This is a genomic window from Arthrobacter sp. Y3221048 (assembly GCF_059092685.1).
On sequence record NZ_JBNHHX010000008.1, the window covers coordinates 45,890 to 67,613 of the forward strand.

At 68.3% G+C, this 21,724-nt stretch carries 20 protein-coding genes; all 20 read left to right on the forward strand.

Annotated elements, in window-relative coordinates; genetic code table 11:
- Positions 1-296: 296 nt before the first annotated feature.
- Positions 297-728, forward strand: a complete 432-nt coding sequence (mraZ, locus tag AC5RVS_RS17655) for a division/cell wall cluster transcriptional repressor MraZ (RefSeq protein WP_493987551.1) — start codon at positions 297-299, stop codon at positions 726-728.
- 200 nt (positions 729-928) lie between these two features.
- Positions 929-1,918, forward strand: coding sequence for a 16S rRNA (cytosine(1402)-N(4))-methyltransferase RsmH (gene rsmH / locus AC5RVS_RS17660; protein WP_493987480.1), 990 nt, complete (start codon positions 929-931; stop codon positions 1,916-1,918).
- Positions 1,915-2,580, forward strand: a complete 666-nt coding sequence (gene ftsL, locus AC5RVS_RS17665; RefSeq protein WP_494109116.1) for a cell division protein FtsL — start codon at positions 1,915-1,917, stop codon at positions 2,578-2,580. The genes rsmH and ftsL overlap by 4 nt, the downstream gene beginning before the upstream one ends.
- 27 nt (positions 2,581-2,607) lie before the next feature.
- On the forward strand, positions 2,608-4,386 hold the full coding sequence (locus AC5RVS_RS17670; protein ID WP_493987478.1) for a peptidoglycan D,D-transpeptidase FtsI family protein: 1,779 nt from the start codon (positions 2,608-2,610) through the stop codon (positions 4,384-4,386).
- Positions 4,383-6,041 carry a UDP-N-acetylmuramoyl-L-alanyl-D-glutamate--2,6-diaminopimelate ligase gene (locus tag AC5RVS_RS17675; protein WP_494109117.1) on the forward strand — a complete coding sequence of 553 codons (1,659 nt, stop codon included), beginning with the start codon at positions 4,383-4,385 and terminating at the stop codon, positions 6,039-6,041. Before AC5RVS_RS17670 ends, AC5RVS_RS17675 begins: the two co-directional genes overlap by 4 nt.
- A gap of 6 nt (positions 6,042-6,047) precedes the next feature.
- Positions 6,048-7,571, forward strand: coding sequence for a UDP-N-acetylmuramoyl-tripeptide--D-alanyl-D-alanine ligase (locus AC5RVS_RS17680; protein WP_494109118.1), 1,524 nt, complete (start codon positions 6,048-6,050; stop codon positions 7,569-7,571).
- Complete coding sequence (gene mraY, locus AC5RVS_RS17685) at positions 7,568-8,680, forward strand: phospho-N-acetylmuramoyl-pentapeptide-transferase (protein WP_493987475.1); 1,113 nt, start codon at positions 7,568-7,570, stop codon at positions 8,678-8,680. The genes AC5RVS_RS17680 and mraY overlap by 4 nt, the downstream gene beginning before the upstream one ends.
- A complete protein-coding gene (gene murD / locus AC5RVS_RS17690) occupies positions 8,677-10,209 on the forward strand; it encodes a UDP-N-acetylmuramoyl-L-alanine--D-glutamate ligase (protein WP_493987474.1) in 1,533 nt (510 codons plus the stop codon). Before mraY ends, murD begins: the two co-directional genes overlap by 4 nt.
- Entirely contained in the window at positions 10,209-11,519 is a 1,311-nt protein-coding gene (gene ftsW / locus AC5RVS_RS17695; protein ID WP_493987473.1) for a putative lipid II flippase FtsW, read from the forward strand. Before murD ends, ftsW begins: the two co-directional genes overlap by 1 nt.
- A 49-nt stretch (positions 11,520-11,568) precedes the next feature.
- Entirely contained in the window at positions 11,569-12,687 is a 1,119-nt protein-coding gene (gene murG / locus AC5RVS_RS17700; RefSeq protein ID WP_494109119.1) for an undecaprenyldiphospho-muramoylpentapeptide beta-N-acetylglucosaminyltransferase, read from the forward strand.
- Positions 12,674-14,098 carry a UDP-N-acetylmuramate--L-alanine ligase gene (gene murC / locus AC5RVS_RS17705; RefSeq protein ID WP_494109120.1) on the forward strand — a complete coding sequence of 475 codons (1,425 nt, stop codon included), beginning with the start codon at positions 12,674-12,676 and terminating at the stop codon, positions 14,096-14,098. Before murG ends, murC begins: the two co-directional genes overlap by 14 nt.
- On the forward strand, positions 14,095-15,363 hold the full coding sequence (locus tag AC5RVS_RS17710; protein WP_494109121.1) for a cell division protein FtsQ/DivIB: 1,269 nt from the start codon (positions 14,095-14,097) through the stop codon (positions 15,361-15,363). Before murC ends, AC5RVS_RS17710 begins: the two co-directional genes overlap by 4 nt.
- A gap of 217 nt (positions 15,364-15,580) precedes the next feature.
- On the forward strand, positions 15,581-16,768 hold the full coding sequence (gene ftsZ / locus AC5RVS_RS17715) for a cell division protein FtsZ (RefSeq protein WP_493987469.1): 1,188 nt from the start codon (positions 15,581-15,583) through the stop codon (positions 16,766-16,768).
- A 21-nt stretch (positions 16,769-16,789) separates the two neighbouring features.
- Entirely contained in the window at positions 16,790-17,509 is a 720-nt protein-coding gene (locus AC5RVS_RS17720; protein WP_493987468.1) for a purine nucleoside phosphorylase YfiH/LACC1 family protein, read from the forward strand.
- Positions 17,506-18,255 (forward strand): YggS family pyridoxal phosphate-dependent enzyme, encoded by a 750-nt coding sequence (locus AC5RVS_RS17725; RefSeq protein ID WP_494109122.1) that lies wholly within the window; start codon positions 17,506-17,508, stop codon positions 18,253-18,255. Before AC5RVS_RS17720 ends, AC5RVS_RS17725 begins: the two co-directional genes overlap by 4 nt.
- Before the next feature lie 89 nt (positions 18,256-18,344).
- Positions 18,345-18,860, forward strand: coding sequence for a cell division protein SepF (locus AC5RVS_RS17730; RefSeq protein WP_494109123.1), 516 nt, complete (start codon positions 18,345-18,347; stop codon positions 18,858-18,860).
- A gap of 69 nt (positions 18,861-18,929) precedes the next feature.
- Entirely contained in the window at positions 18,930-19,217 is a 288-nt protein-coding gene (locus AC5RVS_RS17735) for a YggT family protein (RefSeq protein WP_493987465.1), read from the forward strand.
- A 149-nt stretch (positions 19,218-19,366) separates the two neighbouring features.
- Positions 19,367-20,032 (forward strand): DivIVA domain-containing protein, encoded by a 666-nt coding sequence (locus AC5RVS_RS17740; protein ID WP_493987464.1) that lies wholly within the window; start codon positions 19,367-19,369, stop codon positions 20,030-20,032.
- A 131-nt stretch (positions 20,033-20,163) separates the two neighbouring features.
- Positions 20,164-20,775: a signal peptidase II gene (gene lspA / locus AC5RVS_RS17745; RefSeq protein ID WP_493987463.1), complete on the forward strand. Its 612-nt coding sequence runs from the start codon at positions 20,164-20,166 to the stop codon at positions 20,773-20,775.
- Positions 20,768-21,703, forward strand: coding sequence for an RluA family pseudouridine synthase (locus AC5RVS_RS17750; protein ID WP_493987462.1), 936 nt, complete (start codon positions 20,768-20,770; stop codon positions 21,701-21,703). The genes lspA and AC5RVS_RS17750 overlap by 8 nt, the downstream gene beginning before the upstream one ends.
- Positions 21,704-21,724: the final 21 nt, after the last annotated feature.

A 21,724-nucleotide genomic window follows, 5' to 3' on the forward strand; every position in this document is an offset into this window, starting at 1 on the left:
GGGGCCTGGTAAGCGGCGATCCGCTCCATTCCGCCCCACCACGGCCGGTTCGGCCGGCCTAGATAGGATCCACCGGGATCTCCCGCTGCCGGTGGCTCCCCAAACCCTCCACTTTCCTTCCACTTCGCTCCACCCGGCTACTTCCGCGCCCTCATGCGGATGGCACCGAACATTTCCAGCTACAAAAGGGACCGGAAGTAGTTGACTGTGGCGTGATGTGGAGTAAAGTGGAGGACATAAGAGGGTAGTGGTGACGCAGGGGGCGACGGTCTCCTCTAATCGGCAGGGCGGTGGCGATGTTCCTCGGGACACATTCGCCGCGGCTGGACGAGAAGGGGCGCCTGATACTTCCCGCAAAGTTCCGCGAGGAGCTTGCCGATGGACTCGTCCTGACGAGGGGCCAGGAGCGTTGCATCTACGTCTTCAGCCAGAAGGAATTCGAACGGGTTCACGAGGAGATGCGGAAGGCTCCGATATCTTCCCGCCACGCCCGCGACTACATTCGGGTCTTTCTGTCCGGAGCCTCTGACGAAGTACCGGACAAGCAGGGCCGGGTCACCATCCCGCCGGCGCTGCGAACCTATGCAGGGCTCGATAGGGAGTTGGCGGTCATCGGCGCGGGAACCCGCGCGGAGATCTGGGATGCCCGGGCCTGGGACGACTACCTCCAGGAGCAAGAAACCGCCTTCTCCGAAACAGACGAAGACGTACTGCCCGGAGTCTTCTGACCCCGGGACGACAAACACGACACGCGGCACGGACGTTCTTGGATGAGATCTCCAGCCGCCCGGCAGGTCCAACCTGGCTCACCTTCCCCGGAGCCAGGCGGGACAGGCCAGGCGCGGATGGGGATCTGGTTCAAGGACCTTCGGCCTTAAAAGACAGTGACTAACCGGTCCCATGTACCGGCAGGAAAGAAGGCTTCAGGATGGACAGCGAGCGGCCGGCAGGGGAGCGCCACATTCCGGTGCTCCGCGACCGCTGCATCAACCTGCTCGCCCCGGCCATCGAGCGCGCGGTGGCGGAACGGGGCCGCGCCGTCGTCGTCGACGCGACGCTCGGCATGGGCGGACATTCGGAGGCCATGCTGCAGCGTTTCCCGCAGTTGCATCTGATCGGGATCGACCGGGACGAACAGGCGCTGGCGCTGGCCGGAGAGCGGCTCCGGCCTTTCGCCGGGCGCACCGATCTGGTTCACGCGGTTTACGACGAGATCGCCGACGCGGTTCATGACCTCGGTGCCGGCCAGATCGACGGCGCGCTGTTCGACCTGGGCGTCTCCTCGCTCCAGTTGGACGAGCGGGACCGCGGTTTCGCCTATTCCTACGACGCACCCCTGGACATGCGGATGGACACCAGCAGGGGGATGACTGCCGCGGACATCGTCAACACCTATGCCGAGGCGGACCTGGTGCGCATCATCCGGCGCTGGGGCGAAGAAAAGTTTGCCGGACGCATCGCGTCCAGCATTGTGGCGGCCCGCGATGAAGCCCCGCTGACCACCACCGGCCAACTCGTGGACGCTATCCGCAAGGTCGTGCCGGCTGCCGCGGCGCGGACCGGCGGCCACCCGGCGAAACGCACCTTCCAGGCGCTGCGCATCGAAGTCAACGAGGAGCTGGACGTGCTTGAGCGTGCCCTGCCCGCCGCCATCGACGTGCTGGCCCTCGGGGGCCGGATTGTCGTGATGTCTTACCACTCGCTGGAGGACAAGATCACCAAGGCCGTCTTCGGCCAGCTTTCGAAGTCATCCGCACCCCGCGGCTTCCCCGTGGAGCTGGAAGAACACAAGCCGCAGCTGAAGACCCTGACCAAGGGCACCGAAGTGCCTACGGCAGCAGAGATTGAAGAGAACCCGCGGGCCGCGTCGGCCAAACTGCGGGCGGTAGAACGGATCCGGAACAGGAGCGCAAGATGAGTGCCAGTGCCCACGCGGCCCGTCCCGACCAGCATCAGTACGTGCACGGCAGCGCTGCGCCGGCCCGAGGTCCCGCAACCGCGCCCCGGCAGGCGCCCCGCCGTACCCCGCTCTCCGTTGTGCCCAACGGCCCGACACGCAAGCGGGTGCCGTTCGCCCTGTTCTGCTTCACCGTCCTGGTGCTCGCCCTCGGCAGCGTACTGATGCTGAACATCTCGGTCTCCAGCGGACAGTACAAGCTGGTGGAGCTGCGCAACGAGCAGGTGTCCCTGGCCCAGGCGAACGAAAAACTGACACAGCAACTCGAAAACAACCAGGCTCCCCAGAATCTGGCTGCCAAGGCGGCAGAATTGGGAATGGTTACCTCCCCGTCGGTGGGGTCCATCAATCTGGAGAGCCGGAAGGTCGCCGGGAAGCCAAAGGCCGCGGAAGCAGGCGCGGCGCCGGAGCTGCTGGTGGCCCAGCCGGAAAACCCGGGCCACCAGCCGCCCGCCAACGACGGGGCCGGGAAGAAGGCCGACGCCCCCGCCGCGGCGGAGGAAACGGCGAAATCTGCTGCCGCTGCCGAAGCCGCCGCAGAAGGGGACTCGGCACGGAAACCAGATGAGAAGCAGCTAAACGGCGGCAGCATCCCGGCGCCGAAGCAACAGACAGGCCAGTAACCGCCCGGCAACGCAAACGAGGTACGTGTGGCAGCACCAACAGCCGACCGGCAGCACCCCAACCGCACGGCGAGGGCCACACGGAGGCTCCGGGCCGGGCTGGCGATCGTGCTGGTCCTGCTGGTCATCCTCGGGGCCCGTTTATTCCAGCTGCAGGGACTCGACACAGCCGGCATGGCCCAGGCTGCGGTGGACAAGCGCCTGCGCACCGTCGACCTGCCCGCGCTGCGCGGCGAGATCCTGGACGCCAACAACAACGTGCTCGCCCGCAGCGTGCAGCGGTTCGACGTGGTGGTGGACCAGCGCCTGGTCGAGGACTACACCAGGTTCGACCCGATCAGCCAGAAGTCCGAGGACGTCAAAATCGCCGACGCCATTGCCGAGCTGGCGGGCATCCTGGGCCAGGACGTGGAGACCGTCACCGAAGCGGTCATCGGCGACAAGCCCTTTAATTACGTGGCCAAATCGGTCACCCCGGAAGTGCAGCAGAAGATCGAGGACCTGGCGTTCCCCGGGCTGTCCGCACGTGCAACCACCATCCGCAACTACCCGGCAGGGGCGGTGGCCGGCTCCGTGGTCGGGTTCATGCGGTCGGACGGTGTGCCGCTCGAAGGCATCGAGGCCTCGCAAAACGACGTTCTCTCCGGAACCCCGGGCTCGAGGACCTACGAAATCGGTGCCGACGGCATCCGCATTCCGGTCGGGACCAACGAAGAAGTCCCGGCCGTGGACGGCCAAAGCGTGCGCCTGACCCTGAATACCGATATCCAGTGGTACGCCCAGGAAGTCATCGCCGAGACCGTGCAGGATTACGGCGCCGACTACGGCACCGTCGTCGTCCTCAATGCCAAGACCGGCGACCTGATAGCGCTGGCGGATTCCACGACGGTGGACCCCAACGACCCGGGCGCCACTCCCGACAGCGAACGGCAGTCGATGGCGGTGACCCGTGCCTTCGAGCCAGGGTCGACCACCAAGATGATCACCATGGCGGCCGCGATCGAAGAGGGCATCACCACCCCGGCTTCGCGATACACCATCCCGCCCAAGTACACGGTCAACGGCCAGACCTTCCAGGATGCGACGCCGCACGGCACCCTGACGCGTACGACGGCCGGAATCTTCGCTCAGTCGCTGAATACCGGCACCACCATGATCGGGCAGCAGCTGACGCGTCAGCAGCGCTACGACTACCTGCGGAGGTTCGGCATCGGCCAGCGCTTCGACATCGGCATCAACGGGGCGACCGCCGGCCTGCTGGCCGAGCCCGGGACGTGGGACGGACGGCAGGAGTTCACCGTCCTGTTCGGCCAGGGCCTCGCACAGACAGCCCTCCACACCGCCGTTGCCTTCGGGACCATCGCCAACAACGGCGTGCTGATGCAGCCGCGGCTCATCGACGCCTATATCGACCCGAACGGCACCGAGCACGAGGTGCCGGTCGAGAAGGGCAGCCGGGCGGTGTCCAAGAAGACCGCCAACCTGGTGCAGGACATGCTGGAAACCAACTCGAAGTACCACAGCGGCAAGCCCGGTAACATTAAGGAGTATCGGATCGGGGTCAAGACCGGTACAGCCGAAGCACCGGCCGCTGACGGGGGATTCAGCGGCTACACCATTTCGATGGCCGGCATCGCCCCGATGGAGGATCCGCAGTTCGTCGTCGTGGCGACCATCCAGCGGCCGCAGGGCGGGGTGCTGACGCTGTCTGCCGGACCGACGTTCAAGAAGGTCATGACGCAGGTCCTCAACGCCTACGACGTGCCGCCGTCCACCAGCAAACGGGTCGACCTGCCGCTGGAATGAACCAACCTGGAGAATATGTGAGTTCCACTGCCGAGCAGCCCCACCGGTCCGCCTCGCCCTTGCGGCCCCAAACGGTCAGGCCGGTCCGGTTGGCGGCGCTGAGCAGCATGCTGCAGCACCGCGGGCTCCCCGTACCGGTGGGGAGCCCGGCGACGGAGGACCTGGCCTTTACCGGTATCACCATAGATTCGCGTTCCGTCGAGCCGGGGGACCTGTACATAGGCCTGCCCGGGGCCCGCCGGCACGGCGCCGACTTCGCCGCCCAGGCCGAAGCGGCCGGAGCAGCGGCCATCTTGACCGACGACGACGGCGCCCGGCGGGCAGCCGGCTGCGCCCCCGGGCTGCCGGTGCTGCGCTCCGGGGACCTGCGCGCACTCGTGGGCCCGCTGGCGGCCGCCGTCTACGGCAGCCAGCCGGAGGGCGGCAGGGCGCCGGCGCTCTTTGGCGTCACCGGAACCAACGGCAAGACCACCACCACCTACTTCATCAAGTCCCTCCTGGAGGCGCTGGGCCTCAGCACCGGACTTATCGGAACCATCGAGATCACGGCCGGCTCCGAACCCATTCCCAGCGCCCTGACCACGCCGGAATCGCCCGAGGTGCACGGGTTGCTGGCGCTGATGCGTGAACGGGGGCTGGACGCGGCGGCCATGGAGGTCTCCTCGCATGCCATTTCCTTCCGGCGCGTCGACGCCGTCCGGTTCGACGTGGCCGGCTTCACCAACCTCACCCAGGACCATCTGGACCTGCACGGGAGCATGAACGAGTACTTCGAGACCAAGGCCCGCCTGTTCAGTCCGGAACGGTCCGGCCGGGCGGTCGTCTGCGTCGACGATGACTGGGGCCGTCGACTCGCCGGCCACGCCCGGGCCGCCGGAGTCCCGGTGGCCACCGTGGCCACGCAGGGCGGCAGCGCCGACTGGTCCGTCCGCAACCCGGTCCGTGCCGGCCTGGGACACCGGTTCGAACTGCACGGGCCCGGCGGCGTGCTGCTGCGGCTGCACACCGGACTGCCCGGCTCGTTCAACATCTCCAACGCCGCACTGGCGGTGGCGATGGTGGCGGCCTCCGGAACATCCCCGGCCAAGCTCCAGCAGGCGCTGGACGCGGCGGATCCGCTGACCGTCGAGGTTCCCGGCCGGATGCAGGTGCTCAGCGAGAACCCGGCAGCGATCGTCGACTTCGCGCACAATCCCGACGCGCTCGAGAGAACCCTGGCCTCGGTGCGCCGTCCCGACCCCGGGGCCCGCGTGATCGTTGTGTTCGGGGCGACGGGAGAACGCGACCAAACCAAGCGCCCGCTGATGGGGGCCATCGCCGCCCGCCTCGCCGACGTCGTCATTGTCAGCGATGACGACCCGCACGGCGAGGATGCGGCCCGCATCCGCGCCGACGTGCTGGCCGGTGCCCGTGCCGCGGCCGAACAGGAGCACCTGCCGGCCGAGATTCTCGAAGTCTTCCCCCGTGCGGACGCCATCGAGCGCGCCGTGGCCCTAGCGGAACCCCGGGACACGGTTCTCGTCGCCGGCCGCGGCCACGAGGTCTGGCAGGAGGTCAACGGGGAGAACCTGGCCCTCGACGACCGGGAGGAACTGCGCGCGGCCCTGCACCGGCACGGATTCGAAGTGCTCTCCCCGAACGCGGTAGAGTCCTAGATCGTCATGATTGAACTAACTGCAGCCGATATAGCGGCGATTACCGGCGGACGGATCGTTGGGGAGCCCGTCGGTGCCGCGGGGGAGACCGCCGGCATCACCGTGAGTTCCGCCACCACAGACTCCCGCGAGATTGAACCCGGCGGCCTGTTCGTGGCCAAGCCGGGCGAGACGGCAGACGGGCACTTCTTCGTCGCTGCGGCGTTTGAAGCCGGTGCCGTGCTGGCACTGACCGAACGCGAGGTCTCCGACGCCGCCGGCCGCCTCCTGCCGCAGATCGTGGTGGCGGACGCCGTGCTGGCCATGGGCGCCGTGGCCGCGGCCATCGTGGCCCGGCTGCGCGCCGCCTCGGGACTCGAGGTCGTGGGCATCACCGGCAGCGCCGGCAAGACCACGACCAAGGACCTGCTGGCGGGCATCCTGCGCCGGGTGGCGCCCACCGTGGCCCCCATCGGCTCGTACAACGGCGAGGTCGGCGTCCCGCTGACGGTGTTCGCCGCGGACTTCAACACCCGCTACCTGGTGGTGGAGATGGGTGCCACCGGCATCGGCCACATCCGGTACCTGACGGACATGGTCAACCCAGGCGTCGGCGTGGTGCTGGGCGTCGGGAGCGCCCACGCAGGGGAATTCGGCGGCGTGGAGAACATAGCGATCGCCAAGGGCGAGCTTGCCGAGGCGGTGCCACCCGGCGGTACCGTCGTGCTCAACGCAGACGATCCCCGCGTCCAGGCCATGGCCGGCCGCACCCGGGCCCGCATCCTGTACTTCACCTCCGACGACGACTTCACCCTGCCCGACGGGAGCGCGGCCCAGTTGCTGCGGGCCCGCGGCTCCGGTGTTAACGACGCCGGGCACCCCGACTTCACGCTTCGCTTCCCGGACGGCTCCGAGCACCGGGTAACCTCCGGGCTGATCGGCGTCCACCACGTGACCAACCTGCTGGCCGCCGCCGGCGCCGCCTGGGCGCTGGGCGTGCCGGCGGAGACCATCGCCGCCGGCCTGGACGGGGCCGGCCCCGCCAGCCGCTGGCGGATGGAGCGGACCGAGCGCGCGGACGGCGTCACGGTGATCAACGATGCCTACAACGCCAACCCGGAATCCATGCGGGCGGCGCTGCGCACGCTGGCCGAACTCGGCCGCGGCCGCCGTACCTGGGCGGTGCTGGGCGAAATGCTGGAATTGGGCGAAGACTCCGTGCATGAGCACGACGCGATCGGACGGATAGTGGTCCGGTTGAACATCTCGCACCTGATCGTGGTGGGAGAGGGAGCCAAGGCCATGCACAACGCCGCCGTCTTGGAAGGCTCCTGGGGCGACGAATCGCTCTGGGTGCGGACGCCTGAGGAGGCCCGCCGGGTGCTCGAGGAGAAGCTGGAACCGGGCGATCTGGTGCTGTTCAAGTCCTCCAACGGAGCCGGGCTGCGGTTCCTGGGCGACCGGATAGCATTAGGAAATCCGTCGACGGCTGGCCCCGCGGCGGCGGCAGCGCGCGGAATCGAAGCCCAAGAGGAAGGCCAGGCGCAGTGATAGCCCTGCTAATCGGTTCTGCCCTGGCGCTGGTCCTGTCCCTGCTCGGTACTCCCTTGTTCATCAAGCTGTTGGTGAGGAGGGGCTACGGCCAGTTCATCCGCGACGACGGCCCGACGGCGCACCACACCAAGCGCGGAACGCCCACCATGGGCGGCGTGGTCATCGTGGCCTCGGTGATGCTCTCCTACTTTGCCACGCACCTGATGATGTGGCTGATGAACGGGGACGCGCACCCCGGGCCCACCGTCTCGGCCGGCGTCCTCATGCTGCTGATGGCCGGCATGGGGCTGGTGGGTTTCCTGGACGACTTCATCAAAATCTCCAAGCAGCGCAGCCTCGGGCTGCGGGCCTGGGCGAAGATCGTGCTGCAGGGCATCGTCGGCATTCTCTTTGCCGTCCTGGCCCTGAACTTCCCTGACAATATGGGCCGCACCCCGGCCTCGATGAACATTTCCTTCGCCCGTGACATCCCGTGGCTGGACCTCGCCTTCGGCGGCACCGTGCTCGGCACTATCCTGTTCATCATCTGGTCGAACATTATCGTCACGGCAGCTACCAACGGCGTGAACCTGACCGACGGGCTGGACGGGCTCGCGGCGGGCGCGTCGGTGATGGTCTGCGGCGCCTACATGCTGATGGGCATCTGGCAGTTCAACCAGAGCTGCGGCTCGGTCAAGGTGCCCGGGGAGGTCTGCTACGAGGTACGCGACCCGCTGGACCTGGCGCTGCTGGCAGGGACCATGGCCGGCGCGCTGATCGGGTTCCTGTGGTGGAACACCGCGCCCGCCAAGATCTTCATGGGCGACACCGGGTCGCTGGCGATCGGCGGCGCCATCGCCGGGTTCGCCATCCTGTCCCGCAGCCAGCTGCTGCTGGTGGTCATGGCGGGCCTGTTCGTGATCATCTCGCTGTCCGTGATCATCCAGGTGGTCTACTTCAAGCTCAGCGGCGGCAAACGCGTCTTCAAGATGGCGCCCCTGCAGCACCACTTCGAGCTCAAGGGCTGGGCCGAAGTCACCGTCGTCGTCCGCTTCTGGATCATCGCCGGGCTGTGCGTGGCTGCCGCGCTGGGCATCTTCTACGCCGAATGGGTCCTGGGCTCATGAGCCGGCTCGATTCACTCACCTCCTGGGACGCGGACTGGTCCGGGCTGCGCGTGGTGGTCGCCGGCATCGGGCTGTCGGGTTTCTCCGCCGCCGACACGTTGATCGAATTGGGCGCCGCCGTCGTCGTCGTCGACGGCAGCGACACGGAGGAAAACCGGGCCAAGGCAGACACGTTGAAGATTGTCGGGGCCCGGCAGGTCCTGCTGGGCGAAGACCACGTCCGCGCACTGCCCGACGTCGGCGGGGAGCCGGCCGAGCTGGTGGTCGCCTCGCCGGGCTGGCAGCCCCGGACCCCGCTGCTGGCGGCCGCCGCCGACGCAGGAATTCCGATCTGGGGCGACGTCGAACTCGCGTGGCGGGTACGCGAACGCGCCGGCCGGCGCACTGCCGAATGGCTGGCCATCACCGGTACGAACGGTAAGACCACGACGGTGGGGATGGCCGAATCCATGCTGCAGGCGGCCGGGCTGCGCGCCATCGCCGCGGGCAACGTCGGCACGCCGATCCTGGACGCAGTGCGTGATCCCATCGGCTACGACGTCATCGCCGTCGAGCTTTCCAGCTTCCAGCTGCACTGGACCCACACGATGTCCCCGCTGGCCTCCGTGGTGCTCAACGTGGCCGAAGACCACGTGGACTGGCACGGAACCTATGAGGCGTACCTGGCCGACAAGGCCAGGATTTATGAGCGGACCAGGATCGCGTGCATCTACAACGCCGAGCAGCGCGAGACCGAGGAGATGGTCGAAGAGGCCGACGTCGTCGAAGGCTGCCGGGCGATCGGCTTCACCACCGGCATGCCATCGGTCAGCATGGTCGGCGTCGTGGAGAACCTGCTCGTGGACCGGGCCTACATCGAAGAACGCCGGGACTCCGCGGCCGAGCTGGCCGGCCTCAGCGACCTGGGTGAACCGGCGCCCCGGCACCAGGTGGCCAACGCCCTGGCCGCCGCCGCCCTGGTCCGGGCGTATGGCGTGGAACCGGCCGCGGTCCGCGAAGGACTCCGGCGGTTCGATCCGGGGGCACACCGGATCCAGAAGGTGCTGGAGCGCGCCGGAGTGCTGTGGGTCAACGACTCCAAGGCGACGAACCCGCATGCGGCTTCGGCCTCGCTGGCCTCTTTCTCCTCCGTCGTGTGGATCGCCGGGGGTCTGTCCAAGGGTGTCAACTACGACGAGCTGATCGCCGACCACGCGCGCAGGCTGAAAGCGGTCGTGCTGATCGGCAGGGACAACACCGCCCTCCTGGCCTCGTTGCAGCGACACGCACCGGATGTCCCCGTCGTCCACGCGTACCCGGGGGACACTGGAGGCAGGCCGCCGACGACGGGGAACGTTGACGGCGAAACCGTGATGACGGCGGCCGTGGAAGCAGCAGCCGGCATCGCCGCCGACGGGGACACCGTGCTGATGGCCCCGGCAGCCGCCTCGATGGACCGGTTCACCTCCTACGCTCACCGCGGCAACGCGTTCATGGAAGCCGTCCGCCGGTACGGAGAGGGACAGGCACCGTCGACTAAGGAGCAGTAATGGCCACCACCCGCAGCGGAAGCCGGCCACCGGCCGCTGCCCGCGGACACGCCGCTCCCGGGACGAAGGCCGCCCCCGCCGGCCGCCTGCGCGAGCTCCGCCAGCGCGGCACCGATCTGTTGGACCGCATCCAGGGCACCGGAACGCAGTCCAGCGGGGCCAGCTACTACCTGATCCTCGGCTCCGCCCTCGCCCTGACCGCCATCGGCCTGCTGATGGTGCTCTCGTCGTCGGCGGTGGAATCCATCGCCGATGAAACCTCGCCGTTCAGCCTGTTCATGAGGCAGGCCCTGTTCGCCGGCCTGGGCGTCACGGCGATGCTGGTCCTCTCGCGGTGGAAGGTCTCCACGTACCGAAAGCTGGCCTGGCCTGCCCTCGCGGTGTCGGTGCTCCTGCTGCTCTTGGTCTTCACCCCGCTGGGCGAATCGGTTGGCGGCAACCGCAACTGGATCCACCTTCCCGGCAATGTTTCCCTGCAGCCCTCGGAAGTCGCCAAGCTGGGGATGTCCCTATGGATGGCGACGGTGCTGGCGGCCAAGGAACGGCTGCTGGGCCAATCCAAGCACCTGCTGATCCCGGTGGTGTTCCCCGGTGCCCTCCTGGTGGTCGGCCCGGTGCTGCTGGGCAACGACCTGGGCACCGCGATGATCCTGATGCTCATCATCGCCGGCGGGCTGTTTTTCGCCGGCGCCCCGTTGAAGCTGTTCGGCCTGGCCGGACTCGCCGCCGGCGCGCTGGTGTTGCTGCTCGTGGTGGTCAGCCCGAACCGCATGGGCCGCATCCTCATGTGGACCGACCAGAGCTGTGAGGCGACGACCGGGCTGAACATGCAGTCCTGCAACGGGCTCTTCGCGCTGGCCTCCGGCGGCTGGTGGGGTGTGGGACTTGGCCAGAGCCGGCAAAAATACAACTGGATCCCGGAAGCCCACAACGACTACATCTTCGCCATCATCGGCGAAGAGCTCGGCCTGCTCGGCACCACCGTGATCCTGGCCCTGTTTGGTGTCCTGGCCATCGCGCTGGTCCGCACCGTGATGCGCCAGGAATCCCTGTTCGTACGGATCCTCGCCGGTTCCATCATGGTCTGGATCATCGGCCAGGCGTTCGTGAACATTGCGGTGGTCACCGGCCTGCTTCCGGTGATCGGCGTGCCGCTGCCGTTCATCTCCTACGGCGGTTCCGCCCTGACGGTGACCCTGGCCGCCGTCGGTGTACTCTTGTCCTTTGCCCGGACCGATGTGCCTGGCCGGAAGAAGTCCGGGGGACTCCTTGGCCGGCTGCGTCAGCAAGCGCCGGCCGGGAACCGCTGACCCCATCCCAGACCACCAGCAGTCGAGCAGAAGGTACTCCAGCAACACCATGAACACTTCCGAGCCCTCTGTTGTCCTGGCCGGCGGCGGCACCGCCGGGCACGTCAGCCCGCTGCTGGCCATCGCCGGAGCCGTCGTCCAGGCCGCCCCCACGGCCCGCATCCTCGCCGTGGGCACCGCCGTCGGCATGGAGACCCGGCTGGTCCCCGCGGCCGGCTACCGGCTCGCCACCATCGGGCGGGTGCCGCTGCCGCGCCGCCCGTCCCTCGACCTGCTGAAGCTGCCGTTCAAGTTCGCTGCGGCAGTGCGCCAGGCCGCGGGCATCCTCGACGGCGCGCGGGCCGACGTCGTGGTTGGCGTGGGCGGGTATGTGAGCACTCCGGTCTACATCGCCGCCCGGCTGCGCCGGGTGCCGATCGTGATCCATGAAGCCAACGCCCGGCCGGGGCTGGCCAACCGCGTCGGGGCGCGGCTGACCCGGTGGGTCGCGGTCGCGTTCAAGGACACCCAGCTGCCCGGCGCCCGCTGGGTCGGCATGCCCATGCGGCCCGAAATTTCCACCCTGGACCGGGAAGCCTCACGCGAAGCCGCGCGCCGGCGGCTGGGGCTGGCGCCGGACCAACCGACCCTGATTGTCACCGGCGGCTCCTCGGGCGCGCTGAGCATCAACCGCACCATCGGTGCTTCGCTGCAGGAGCTTGCCGCGGCAGGCGTCCAGGTGCTGCACATCACCGGGCGGAACAAGGCGCTGCGGGACGCCGACGGGCAACTGCTCGCCGCCCCCGGCTACCACCAGGTGGAGTTTGTGGACAGCATGCAGGATGTCTACGCGGCGGCCGACCTCCTGCTGGCGCGCGCCGGCGCGGCCACGGTGTGCGAGATAGCCGCCGTGGGGTTGCCGTCCGTGCTGGTCCCGCTGCCGCACGGCAACGGCGAACAGGCCCTGAACGCGGCCTCCCTCGTGGCGGCCGGCGGGGCCGTGCTGGTCCGCGACGGCGAATTCACAACCCGCTGGGTCACGGACGAGCTGATTCCGTTGCTGAAAAGCCCGGAGCGGCTGCAGCAGATGTCCGCGGCGGCACACGCCCTGGGAATCCGCGACGCGGACATCCGAATGGCACAATTGGTGCTCGAGGCAGCAGGGAGGACCACAGATGAAAGCCGCTGATTTCCACACCACGGCCCGGCTGCCGTTCGGCGACCTCGGCGCCGTGCACTTCATTGGATTGGGTGGCGCCGGAATGTCCGCCATCGCCCGGATCCTGCTGGCCCGCGGCGTGCCGGTATCCGGTTCGGATGCGAACGACTCAGCGGTCCTGCGCCAGCTGGAGGCGCTCGGTGCACGCGTCTTCGTCGGCCACGAGGCGGCCCATGTCGCCGGCGCGGACACGGTGGTGGTCTCCACCGCCATCCGGCCGGAAAACCCCGAACTGCAGGCCGCCGCCGCCGCCGGCCTGAACATCGTGCACCGCTCGGTGGCGCTGGCCGCCGCGATGGACGGGAAGCGGCTGATCGCCGTCGGCGGCACCCACGGCAAGACCACCACCACGGCCATGGCTACCGTGATGCTGCAGGCAACCGGATGCGACCCTTCGTTCGCCATCGGCGGCGATGTGGCGGCGCTGGGCGTCAACGCCGCCCACGGGCAGGGCGAATTGTTTGTCGCCGAAGCCGACGAATCCGACGGCTCGTTCCTCAACTACCGGCCGCAGGTCATCGTGGTGACCAATGTGGAGGCCGACCATCTGGACCACTACGGGTCAGCCGAGGCCGTGTACGCCTCCTTCGACCGGTTTGCCGCACTGCTTCCTGCCGACGGCACCCTGGTGGCCTGCCTCGACGACGACGGCGCCCGCGCCTTGGCGGAGCGGGCGGCAGCGTCCGGCGCAGGAGGCCGCGTGCTGGGCTACGGCTACGCGGCCGACGCCCAGGTGCGCATCGAAGGGACTGAATTCGCCGGCTCGGGGAGCACCAGCAGGATCGAATACCCCGGCGGCAGTTGCACGCTGCGGCTGCAGGTGCCGGGCGAACACAACATCCGCAACGCCGCCGCCGCCCTCGCCGTCGCCATCACGCAGGACATCGATCCGGCCGCCGCAGCCGATGGACTGGCCGGGTTCACCGGGGCGGCCAGGCGGTTCGAGGCCAAAGGCACGGCGGCAGGCGTACGCGTGTTCGACGACTACGCACACCATCCCACCGAGGTCCACGCAGCCCTCACGGCCGCGCGCAAGGTGGCCGGCGGCCACGCGGTGCATGTCCTGTTCCAGCCGCACCTGTTTTCCCGCACCCGGGAATTCGCGGCGGAATTCGCCCGGGCCCTGCAATTGGCCGACTCGGCCGCCGTCCTCGATATCTACGCCTCCCGCGAAGATCCGATCCCGGGCGTCACCAGCGAACTGATCACCAGCCGGCTGGCGCCCGGCAGCTATGCACCGGATCCGGGGCGGGCGGTGAGAGACATCGTGTCCCGCTCCCAACCCGGGGACATCGTGCTGACCGTCGGCGCCGGAGACGTGACCCAATACGGGCCGGTCTTGGTCGAGGCCCTGGGGCAGGCCGCAGCGGCGGCGCGATGAGTCCGCGCAAGCCACGCACTCCCGCTGCGCGTCCCGCCGCCCCCCGGCAGCCGGAAGCCCCCCGCCGGCCGGAGGCCACCGGGCAGCAGCCCCATCAGGCAGCGGCGGCGGACGCGGGCCGGGGTACGGACGCCGGCCGGGATCCGGGGGTGCGGATCAACACCGGCAGGGTGTCGGCCATGCCCGCCGCTGAGTCCGCCACGGCAGCCAAGCCGGCGCCGGCGGCCAGGCCCGCCCCGCGCGCCACCCCGCGCGGAGCGGGCAGGCCTTCCGGCGCGGGCGGCGCCACCGCGGTCAGGGCGGCGGCCGGGGCGGCGGCGCCGCCGCGGACACCCGGGTCCGGGGGAGCGGCACAGCCGCGGCGTTCGCCCAAGTCCGGCGCCCGCACCTCGTCCCTCGCCGGAAGAGCATCCCGCGCGCCGGGGAAGGCAACGGGCACCGGGCACGCTCCCGAAACCAAGCGGGGCGGGGCAGCTGCCCTGCTGGCGCGGTGGCGGGACCAGCGGACGGTACAGGGCACCGCGGGAGGGACGGACCCCGCCGATACCACCGTTGTCAGCTTCCCCGAACCGGCAGCGCGCAAGACGCGGCGCCGGCTGTTGATCGCGGCCGGCGTTGTGGTCGTGCTCTTCGCGGTGTTGATGTCGGTCATCTTCCTGTCGCCGGCGCTGGCCGTGAAGACCATCACCGTCGAAGGCGCCGAATTGACCGAGTCCGCAACACTCACCGAGGCACTGCAACCGCTCACGGGCACGCCGCTGGCCCGGATCGGAGAGCGGGACGTCTATGACCGGGTCGGCCACCTGCCGGCCGTGGAGTCGGTGGAAGTGATCGCCAGGCCGCCGTCGGAACTGCATGTACGGATCATCGAGCACACACCCGTGGCTGTGCTCAAGGACGGCAGGAAATTCGTGCTGATCGACGAATCGGGGACGGAGCTGGCGTCGGTCGCCAAGCGCAGCGAGGCCAAACTGCCCTTGATCGACGGAGCCAAGGCCGCCGAAAACCCGGATGTCTTCGCGTCCATCACCGGCGTGCTCGCCGCGCTGCCGCCCGACGTCCTGGAACAGCTCAAGCACGCGTCCGCGCAGTCGGTGGACTCGGTGGAACTCCAGTTGGCCAGCGGCCAGAAAGTGCTGTGGGGCAACGCGGGGGAGCAGGAACTCAAGGCGACCGTGCTGCAGGCGCTGCTGCAGGCAAAGGGTGTCAAGGACAAGGCGAGCGTCATCGACGTGAGCACCCCCACGCGTCCGGTGACCCGTTGAGCGGGAGAGGAAAAGCGCAACATTCCGGGATCGCGCGACACGCGGAGCAAGGTCGTTGTGTGAGCCGGGGCTTGCGTCTAGCGTCTCGAATAGGAACTACTTGACATAACTCTAACCTTCAAGCTGAGGGTTAAGGTTAAGTGAAACTACCGGACAGGGTACCCGCCCGCTCCGGCAGAACTGATCAGTGCACAGACTCGAGCAAGGGACACAGGACGTGGCAGCACCGCAGAATTACTTGGCCGTCATCAAGGTCGTCGGCATCGGCGGCGGTGGCGTGAATGCCGTCAACCGGATGATCGAGGTGGGACTCCGCGGCGTGGAGTTCATCGCCATCAACACCGATGCTCAGGCACTGCTGATGAGTGACGCAGACGTCAAGCTCGACGTCGGGCGCGAACTCACCCGTGGTCTGGGCGCCGGCGCCGATCCTGAGGTGGGCCGGAAGGCCGCCGAGGACCACGCCGAAGAGATCGAGGAGGTGCTGCGCGGGGCGGACATGGTCTTCGTGACCGCCGGCGAAGGCGGCGGCACCGGCACCGGCGGCGCACCGGTGGTGGCGCGGATCGCCCGGTCGCTCGGCGCCCTGACCATCGGCGTTGTCACCCGCCCGTTCACGTTCGAGGGCCGCCGCCGGTCGAACCAGGCCGAAAGCGGCATCGAGACGCTTCGCGACGAAGTCGACACCCTCATCGTGATCCCCAACGACCGCCTGCTGTCCATCAGCGACCGCAACGTTTCCATGCTCGATGCCTTCCGGTCCGCCGACCAGGTGCTGCTCTCCGGCGTGCAGGGCATCACCGACCTGATCACCACCCCGGGCCTGATCAACCTCGACTTCGCGGACGTGAAGTCCGTGATGCAGGGAGCCGGCTCCGCGCTGATGGGCATCGGCTCCGCCCGCGGCGAGGACCGTGCCGTCAAGGCCGCCGAACTGGCCATCGCGTCTCCGCTGTTGGAAGCATCCATCGACGGTGCGCACGGCGTGCTGCTGTCGATCCAGGGCGGATCGGACCTGGGCCTGTTCGAAATCAACGAGGCCGCACGGCTGGTGCAGGAAGTCGCGCACCCCGAGGCGAACATCATCTTCGGCGCCGTCATCGACGACGCGCTCGGCGACGAGGCCCGGGTTACCGTCATCGCCGCCGGCTTTGACCAGGTGGACGTCACCTCCGCCCCGGCCCAGAAGCCCGCCGGCGCCCCGGCCGGTACGCCCGCCGTTCCCGCCGCACAGCCCTCGGTGCCCGTCTCGGAGCCCATGGAACACAGCTTCAGCGGCGCCGTGCCGCAGTCGCAGCAAGTTCCCGCCGATGCCGGCTTCGACATGGATCTGCCGGCCATCGTGGAGCCGGACCTGAGCGCAGGCCGCGTCGACGACCTGGACGTACCGGACTTCCTGAAGTAACCCCCGAAGACAGGTCCGGCAGTGTTCTGGTGGAAGCAGCGGGTCCGCACCGGCGTGTGGGCCGCTTTTACCGACCGCTCGACCGGCAATCTTGGCCTGCATGTCGGGGACGACTCCGACACCGTGCTCCGGCGGCGCGCGTCGCTGGAAGATGCCATGTCCGTACCGGCCGGTTCGCTGCGGTTCATGAACCAGGTGCATTCTGCTGTCGCCGCCGTCATCCCGGCCGGGGGCGGGGAAGCCGAGACGGCGGAAAGAGCAGTGACGGCCGATGCGCTGATCAGTGCCGACGGCGCGGCGCCGCTTGCGGTAATGGTGGCGGACTGCCTGCCTGTCGTGCTGGCGGGGACGCTGCCGGACGGCGGTGCCGCCACCGCCGTGGCGCACGCCGGCCGCCGCGGACTGCTTGACGGGGTGCTGGCCAACACCGTCGCCCGGCTTCGGGAGGCCGGCTCCGGCGAACTGCAGGCGTGGATCGGGCCTTCCATCTGCGGGGCCTGCTACGAGGTCCCCGAGCAGATGCAGGCCGAGGCGGTTGCCAGGATTCCCCAACTGTCGGCGAGGACAGCCTGGGGGACCCCGGCCCTGGACCTTGCCGCGGGAGCCAGGGCAGAGTTAGCCGGGCTCGGTGTGGACGTGCACCAAGTGGGCGGCTGCACGCGGGAGGACGACAGGCTGTACTCCTACCGGCGCGATCAACGCACCGGCCGGTTCGCCGGCCTTGTCTGGAAGGATGCATGAGTACCGAGACCCGGAAGTCCGAACTGGCAGCGAACCTGGAACGTGTCCGGACCCGGATCGCCCGGGCCGCCGCGGGACGCTCCACGGAGCCGGAATTGATCGTGGTGACGAAGTTTTTCCCGGCTTCCGACGTCGCGCTGCTGCATGACCTGGGCGTCACGGACGTCGGCGAAAACCGGGACCAGGAAGCAGCCGCGAAGGCCGCCGAGCTTGCCGGTGCGGGGCTCCGCTGGCATTTCATCGGGCAACTGCAGACGAACAAGGCCAAATCCGTGGTGCGGTACGCGGACCTGGTCCATTCGGTGGACCGGCCGCAACTCGTCACCGCCCTCGGCAAGGCCATGGCGGCTGAGCAGGAACGGCGGGAGTCGGCCGGGCTCGAACCCCGGGCGCACCTGGACTGCCTGATCCAGGTAGACCTGGACGAGACCGGCACGCGGCAGGCCGCCGGCACAGGGGCCAGGGGCGGTGCCCGACCGGAGGACATCCCGGCGCTGGCCGATGCCCTCGGTGACACCAAGGGATTGAACCCCGCCGGGCTGATGGCGGTCGCTCCGCTGGGGGCAGACCCCGCCCGGGCCTTCGGCAGGCTGGTCGAGCTTTCGCAGCGGCTTCAGGAAGAGCACCCGGGCGCCGGACTGGTGTCGGCGGGCATGAGCCAGGACCTCGAAGCAGCGGTCGCTGCGGGCGCGACACACCTCCGTGTCGGCTCCGATGTCCTCGGCCCGCGACCGGCCGTGGGGTAGCGTTTTGGCTAGGCAGACTCCTTGCCGGGCCCGATATTCTGCGACCCGGCAAGGCGGACAGCAGCGCTGAAGACAGGATGGGAGCTACCATGGCAGGCACACTGCGCAAGACAATGATTTATCTTGGGCTCGCCGATGGTGACGAGCACTATGAAGCCGAGCAGGCAGACACGCCCGCTCGAGATGAGGAGCAGCCTGTGGACCAGCCCCGCCAGGAGCGCCGCCCCGAGCCCGCAGCGCCGGTGAAACAGGCTGCCGAGGAATACCGGGCGCCGGTGACGCCGATCAAGCGCGCTCCGTCGGCCCGCGAGGACGCCACCGTGCTGCACCAGATCACCACCGTGCATCCGCGGTCGTACAATGATGCCAAGGTCATTGGCGAAAGTTTCCGCGACGGCATTCCGGTGATCATGAACGTCACGGACATGGGCGAAGCGGAAGCCAAGCGTTTGGTCGATTTTTCCGCCGGCTTGGTCTTCGGCCTGCACGGCAGCATTGAACGCGTCACGAACAAGGTCTTCCTGCTCTCGCCGTCAACCGTGGAAGTGCTGGGCGAGGACCGGAAATCCAGCGACCAGCAGGCCAGCTTCTTCAACCAGAGCTAGCCCGCCGCTACTTCCGGCAGGCGTGCCGCCAGTATTACTCCTTCTAGCGCTAGGAATCGTGGAACCGGAGTGTCCATCATTTTCGTCCTGCTCTACCTGATCTTGATGTTGTTCCAGCTGGCCTTGATCGTGCGGATCGTCTTTGAAATCGTGCAGGCCTTTGCCCGGCGCTGGCGGCCGCGCGGCATCGCGCTGGTAGCGGCTTCCGCGGTCTACTCCGTAACCGACCCTCCCATGAAGGCTTTGCGACGACTCATTCCGCCGCTGAGGATCGGAGGATTCGCGCTCGATCTTGCCTTCCTGGTGTTGTTCCTTGCCGTAACGATCGCGATGGCGATCGTCGCGGGTTTGGCTTGACCGGGGGCGCGTTAGTGTTCGTCTCCGAAACGATATATTCTGATTCAGATATAGCTGGCGGATGTCCGTTGCACGGCGAATATTCGCTACCGTTGTTATGAATCCAGCACGTTGCATTCATGACCCACGAACCAGTATGAGGTGACCAGATGGCTTTGACGCCAGAAGACGTTGTCAACAAGCGGTTCCAGCCGACTAAGTTTCGCGAAGGCTATGACCAGGACGAGGTCGACGATTTCCTAGATGAGATCGTCGTCGAACTCCGCCGGCTGAACCAGGAGAACGACGAACTTCGCAAGAAGCTGGCTGAAGCCACGTCGAACCAGGGTCCGGAGGCCTCCGTGCCGGCTCCGGTCTCCGCCGCCCCCAAGACCGAGCAGGTCAGGGAACCGGTCAAGGAAGAGCCCAAGGAAGAGCCCAAGCCGAAGGAAGAGCCGAAGCCGGCTCCCGTGGCCGCTCCGGCAGCCGGGACCGGGCACACTGCAACCGCCGAGTCGGCCGCAGGCGTGCTGGCAATGGCCCAGAAGCTCCACGACGAGTACGTCACCGCCGGCGTGGAGCAGCGGGACAAGATCATTGCCGAAGCACAGCTGGAAGCCAGCAGCCTGGTCAATGACGCCGAAGAGAAGAGCCGCAAGACCCTGGGCAACCTCGAGCAGCAGAAGGCCGTGCTGGAACGCAAGCTGGAGCAGCTGCGTGGTTTCGAACGCGACTACCGCGCCCGCCTGAAGGCGTACATCGAAGGCCAGTTGCGTGACCTGGAAGCCCGCGGCTCCTTCGCTGCTCCCGAGGTCAAGGACAGCGCCGACGCGTAAGCGCGGAAGATAACCGCCAGCCCTGTGCCACGGGGCTCCCAATGGCCGGCGCCGGGATTATCCTGCCGCCGGCCATTGGCTTTGGGCACCGCGCTCCGGCGCCGCCGACGGGCACTGAAGACGAGAGAGACATGTCAGAAACTTCACCGGCAGCCGATCGACCCGACGATGGGGCACCGGCCGCACCGGGACAGCGCAAGGGCGGCGGCCGGTTCATCCTGCTGCTGGCCGGCTGCGCTGCTTTCGCCTATGCCTTCGACCAGCTGACCAAATGGTGGGTCGTGTCCACCATGACCGAGGGCCAGATCACCCCGGTGCTGCCGCCGCTGCTGCACTGGCATTTCATCCGCAATTCCGGTGCCGCGTTCTCGATCGGTGAGGACTACACGTGGGTGTTCACCATCGTCATGACGGCGGTTTCCGCGGCGATCCTGGTCTACGCGCGCAAAGTCCGCTCCTTGTGGTGGTCCGTGGCGCTCGGCTTCCTGCTCGGCGGCGCGCTGGGCAACCTGACCGACCGGCTGTTCCGCGAACCCGGCTTCGGCGTGGGCCACGTGGTGGACTTCATCGCTTTTCCCAACTTCGCGATCTTCAACATCGCCGACTCCGCCGTGGTGGGAGCGGTCATCCTGTGGTGCGTGCTGACGTTCATGGGCATCGGCATGGACGGTACCCGGGAGACTGCCAAGGCCGGGGACAAGCCGGCGGGCGACGGCAAGGCGGCAGGCGAGAGCGGTGACTGACGAGGTCAGGGTCGTCGAACTGGACGGCCGGACAGCCGGCGCGCGGGCCGACACCGCAGTGGCCGCGCTGCTGGGAGTGTCCCGCTCGGCAGCCGCAGCACTCTTCGGCGACGGACGCGTGGAATTGGACGGCCGGGCCATCGCCAAGTCGGAGAAGCTTCCGCAGCAGGGGAGCCTGCGCATTGCCGTACCCGAACAGCGGGATCCGCTCGCCGTCGTGGTGGAAGAGGTAGAGGATTTGAAGATTCTCGGAGACGAGGACGATTTCGTCGTCATCGACAAACCGGTGGGCGTGGCCGCGCATCCGTCGCCGGGCTGGGTCGGCCCGACCGTCGTGGGCGCCCTGGCCGCCCGGGGATACCGGATCTCGACGTCGGGAGCGGCCGAGCGGGCCGGCATCGTCCACCGCCTCGACGTGGGAACCTCCGGCGTCATGGTGGTCGCCAAGACCGAACACGGCTACACGCTGCTGAAGCGTGCGTTCAAGGAACGTACGGTGGACAAGGTCTACCACGCACTGGTTCAGGGACTGCCGGATCCGCTGGAGGGCACCATCGATGCGCCGATCGGCCGGCATCCCGGCTACGACTGGCGATTCGCCGTGGTCGAAGACGGCCGCAACTCGATCACCCACTATGAGGTGATCGAGGCCTTCGGCAGGGCTTCGCTGGTCGAAGTGCACTTGGAGACCGGCCGGACGCACCAGATCCGCGTGCACTTTTCCGCGCTCCGGCATCCGTGCGCCGGCGACCTGACGTACGGCGCGGATCCCAAACTTGCCGCTGCGCTGGGACTGACCCGGCAGTGGCTGCACGCCAAGAAGCTTGGTTTCCACCACCCCGGCAGCGGGGAGTGGGTCGAATACGAGAGCGGGTACCCGCGGGACCTGGCCTATGCGCTGCAGGCGCTGGCCGAACACCGCGTGTAAGCCGGAACCGGCCCGGCTCCG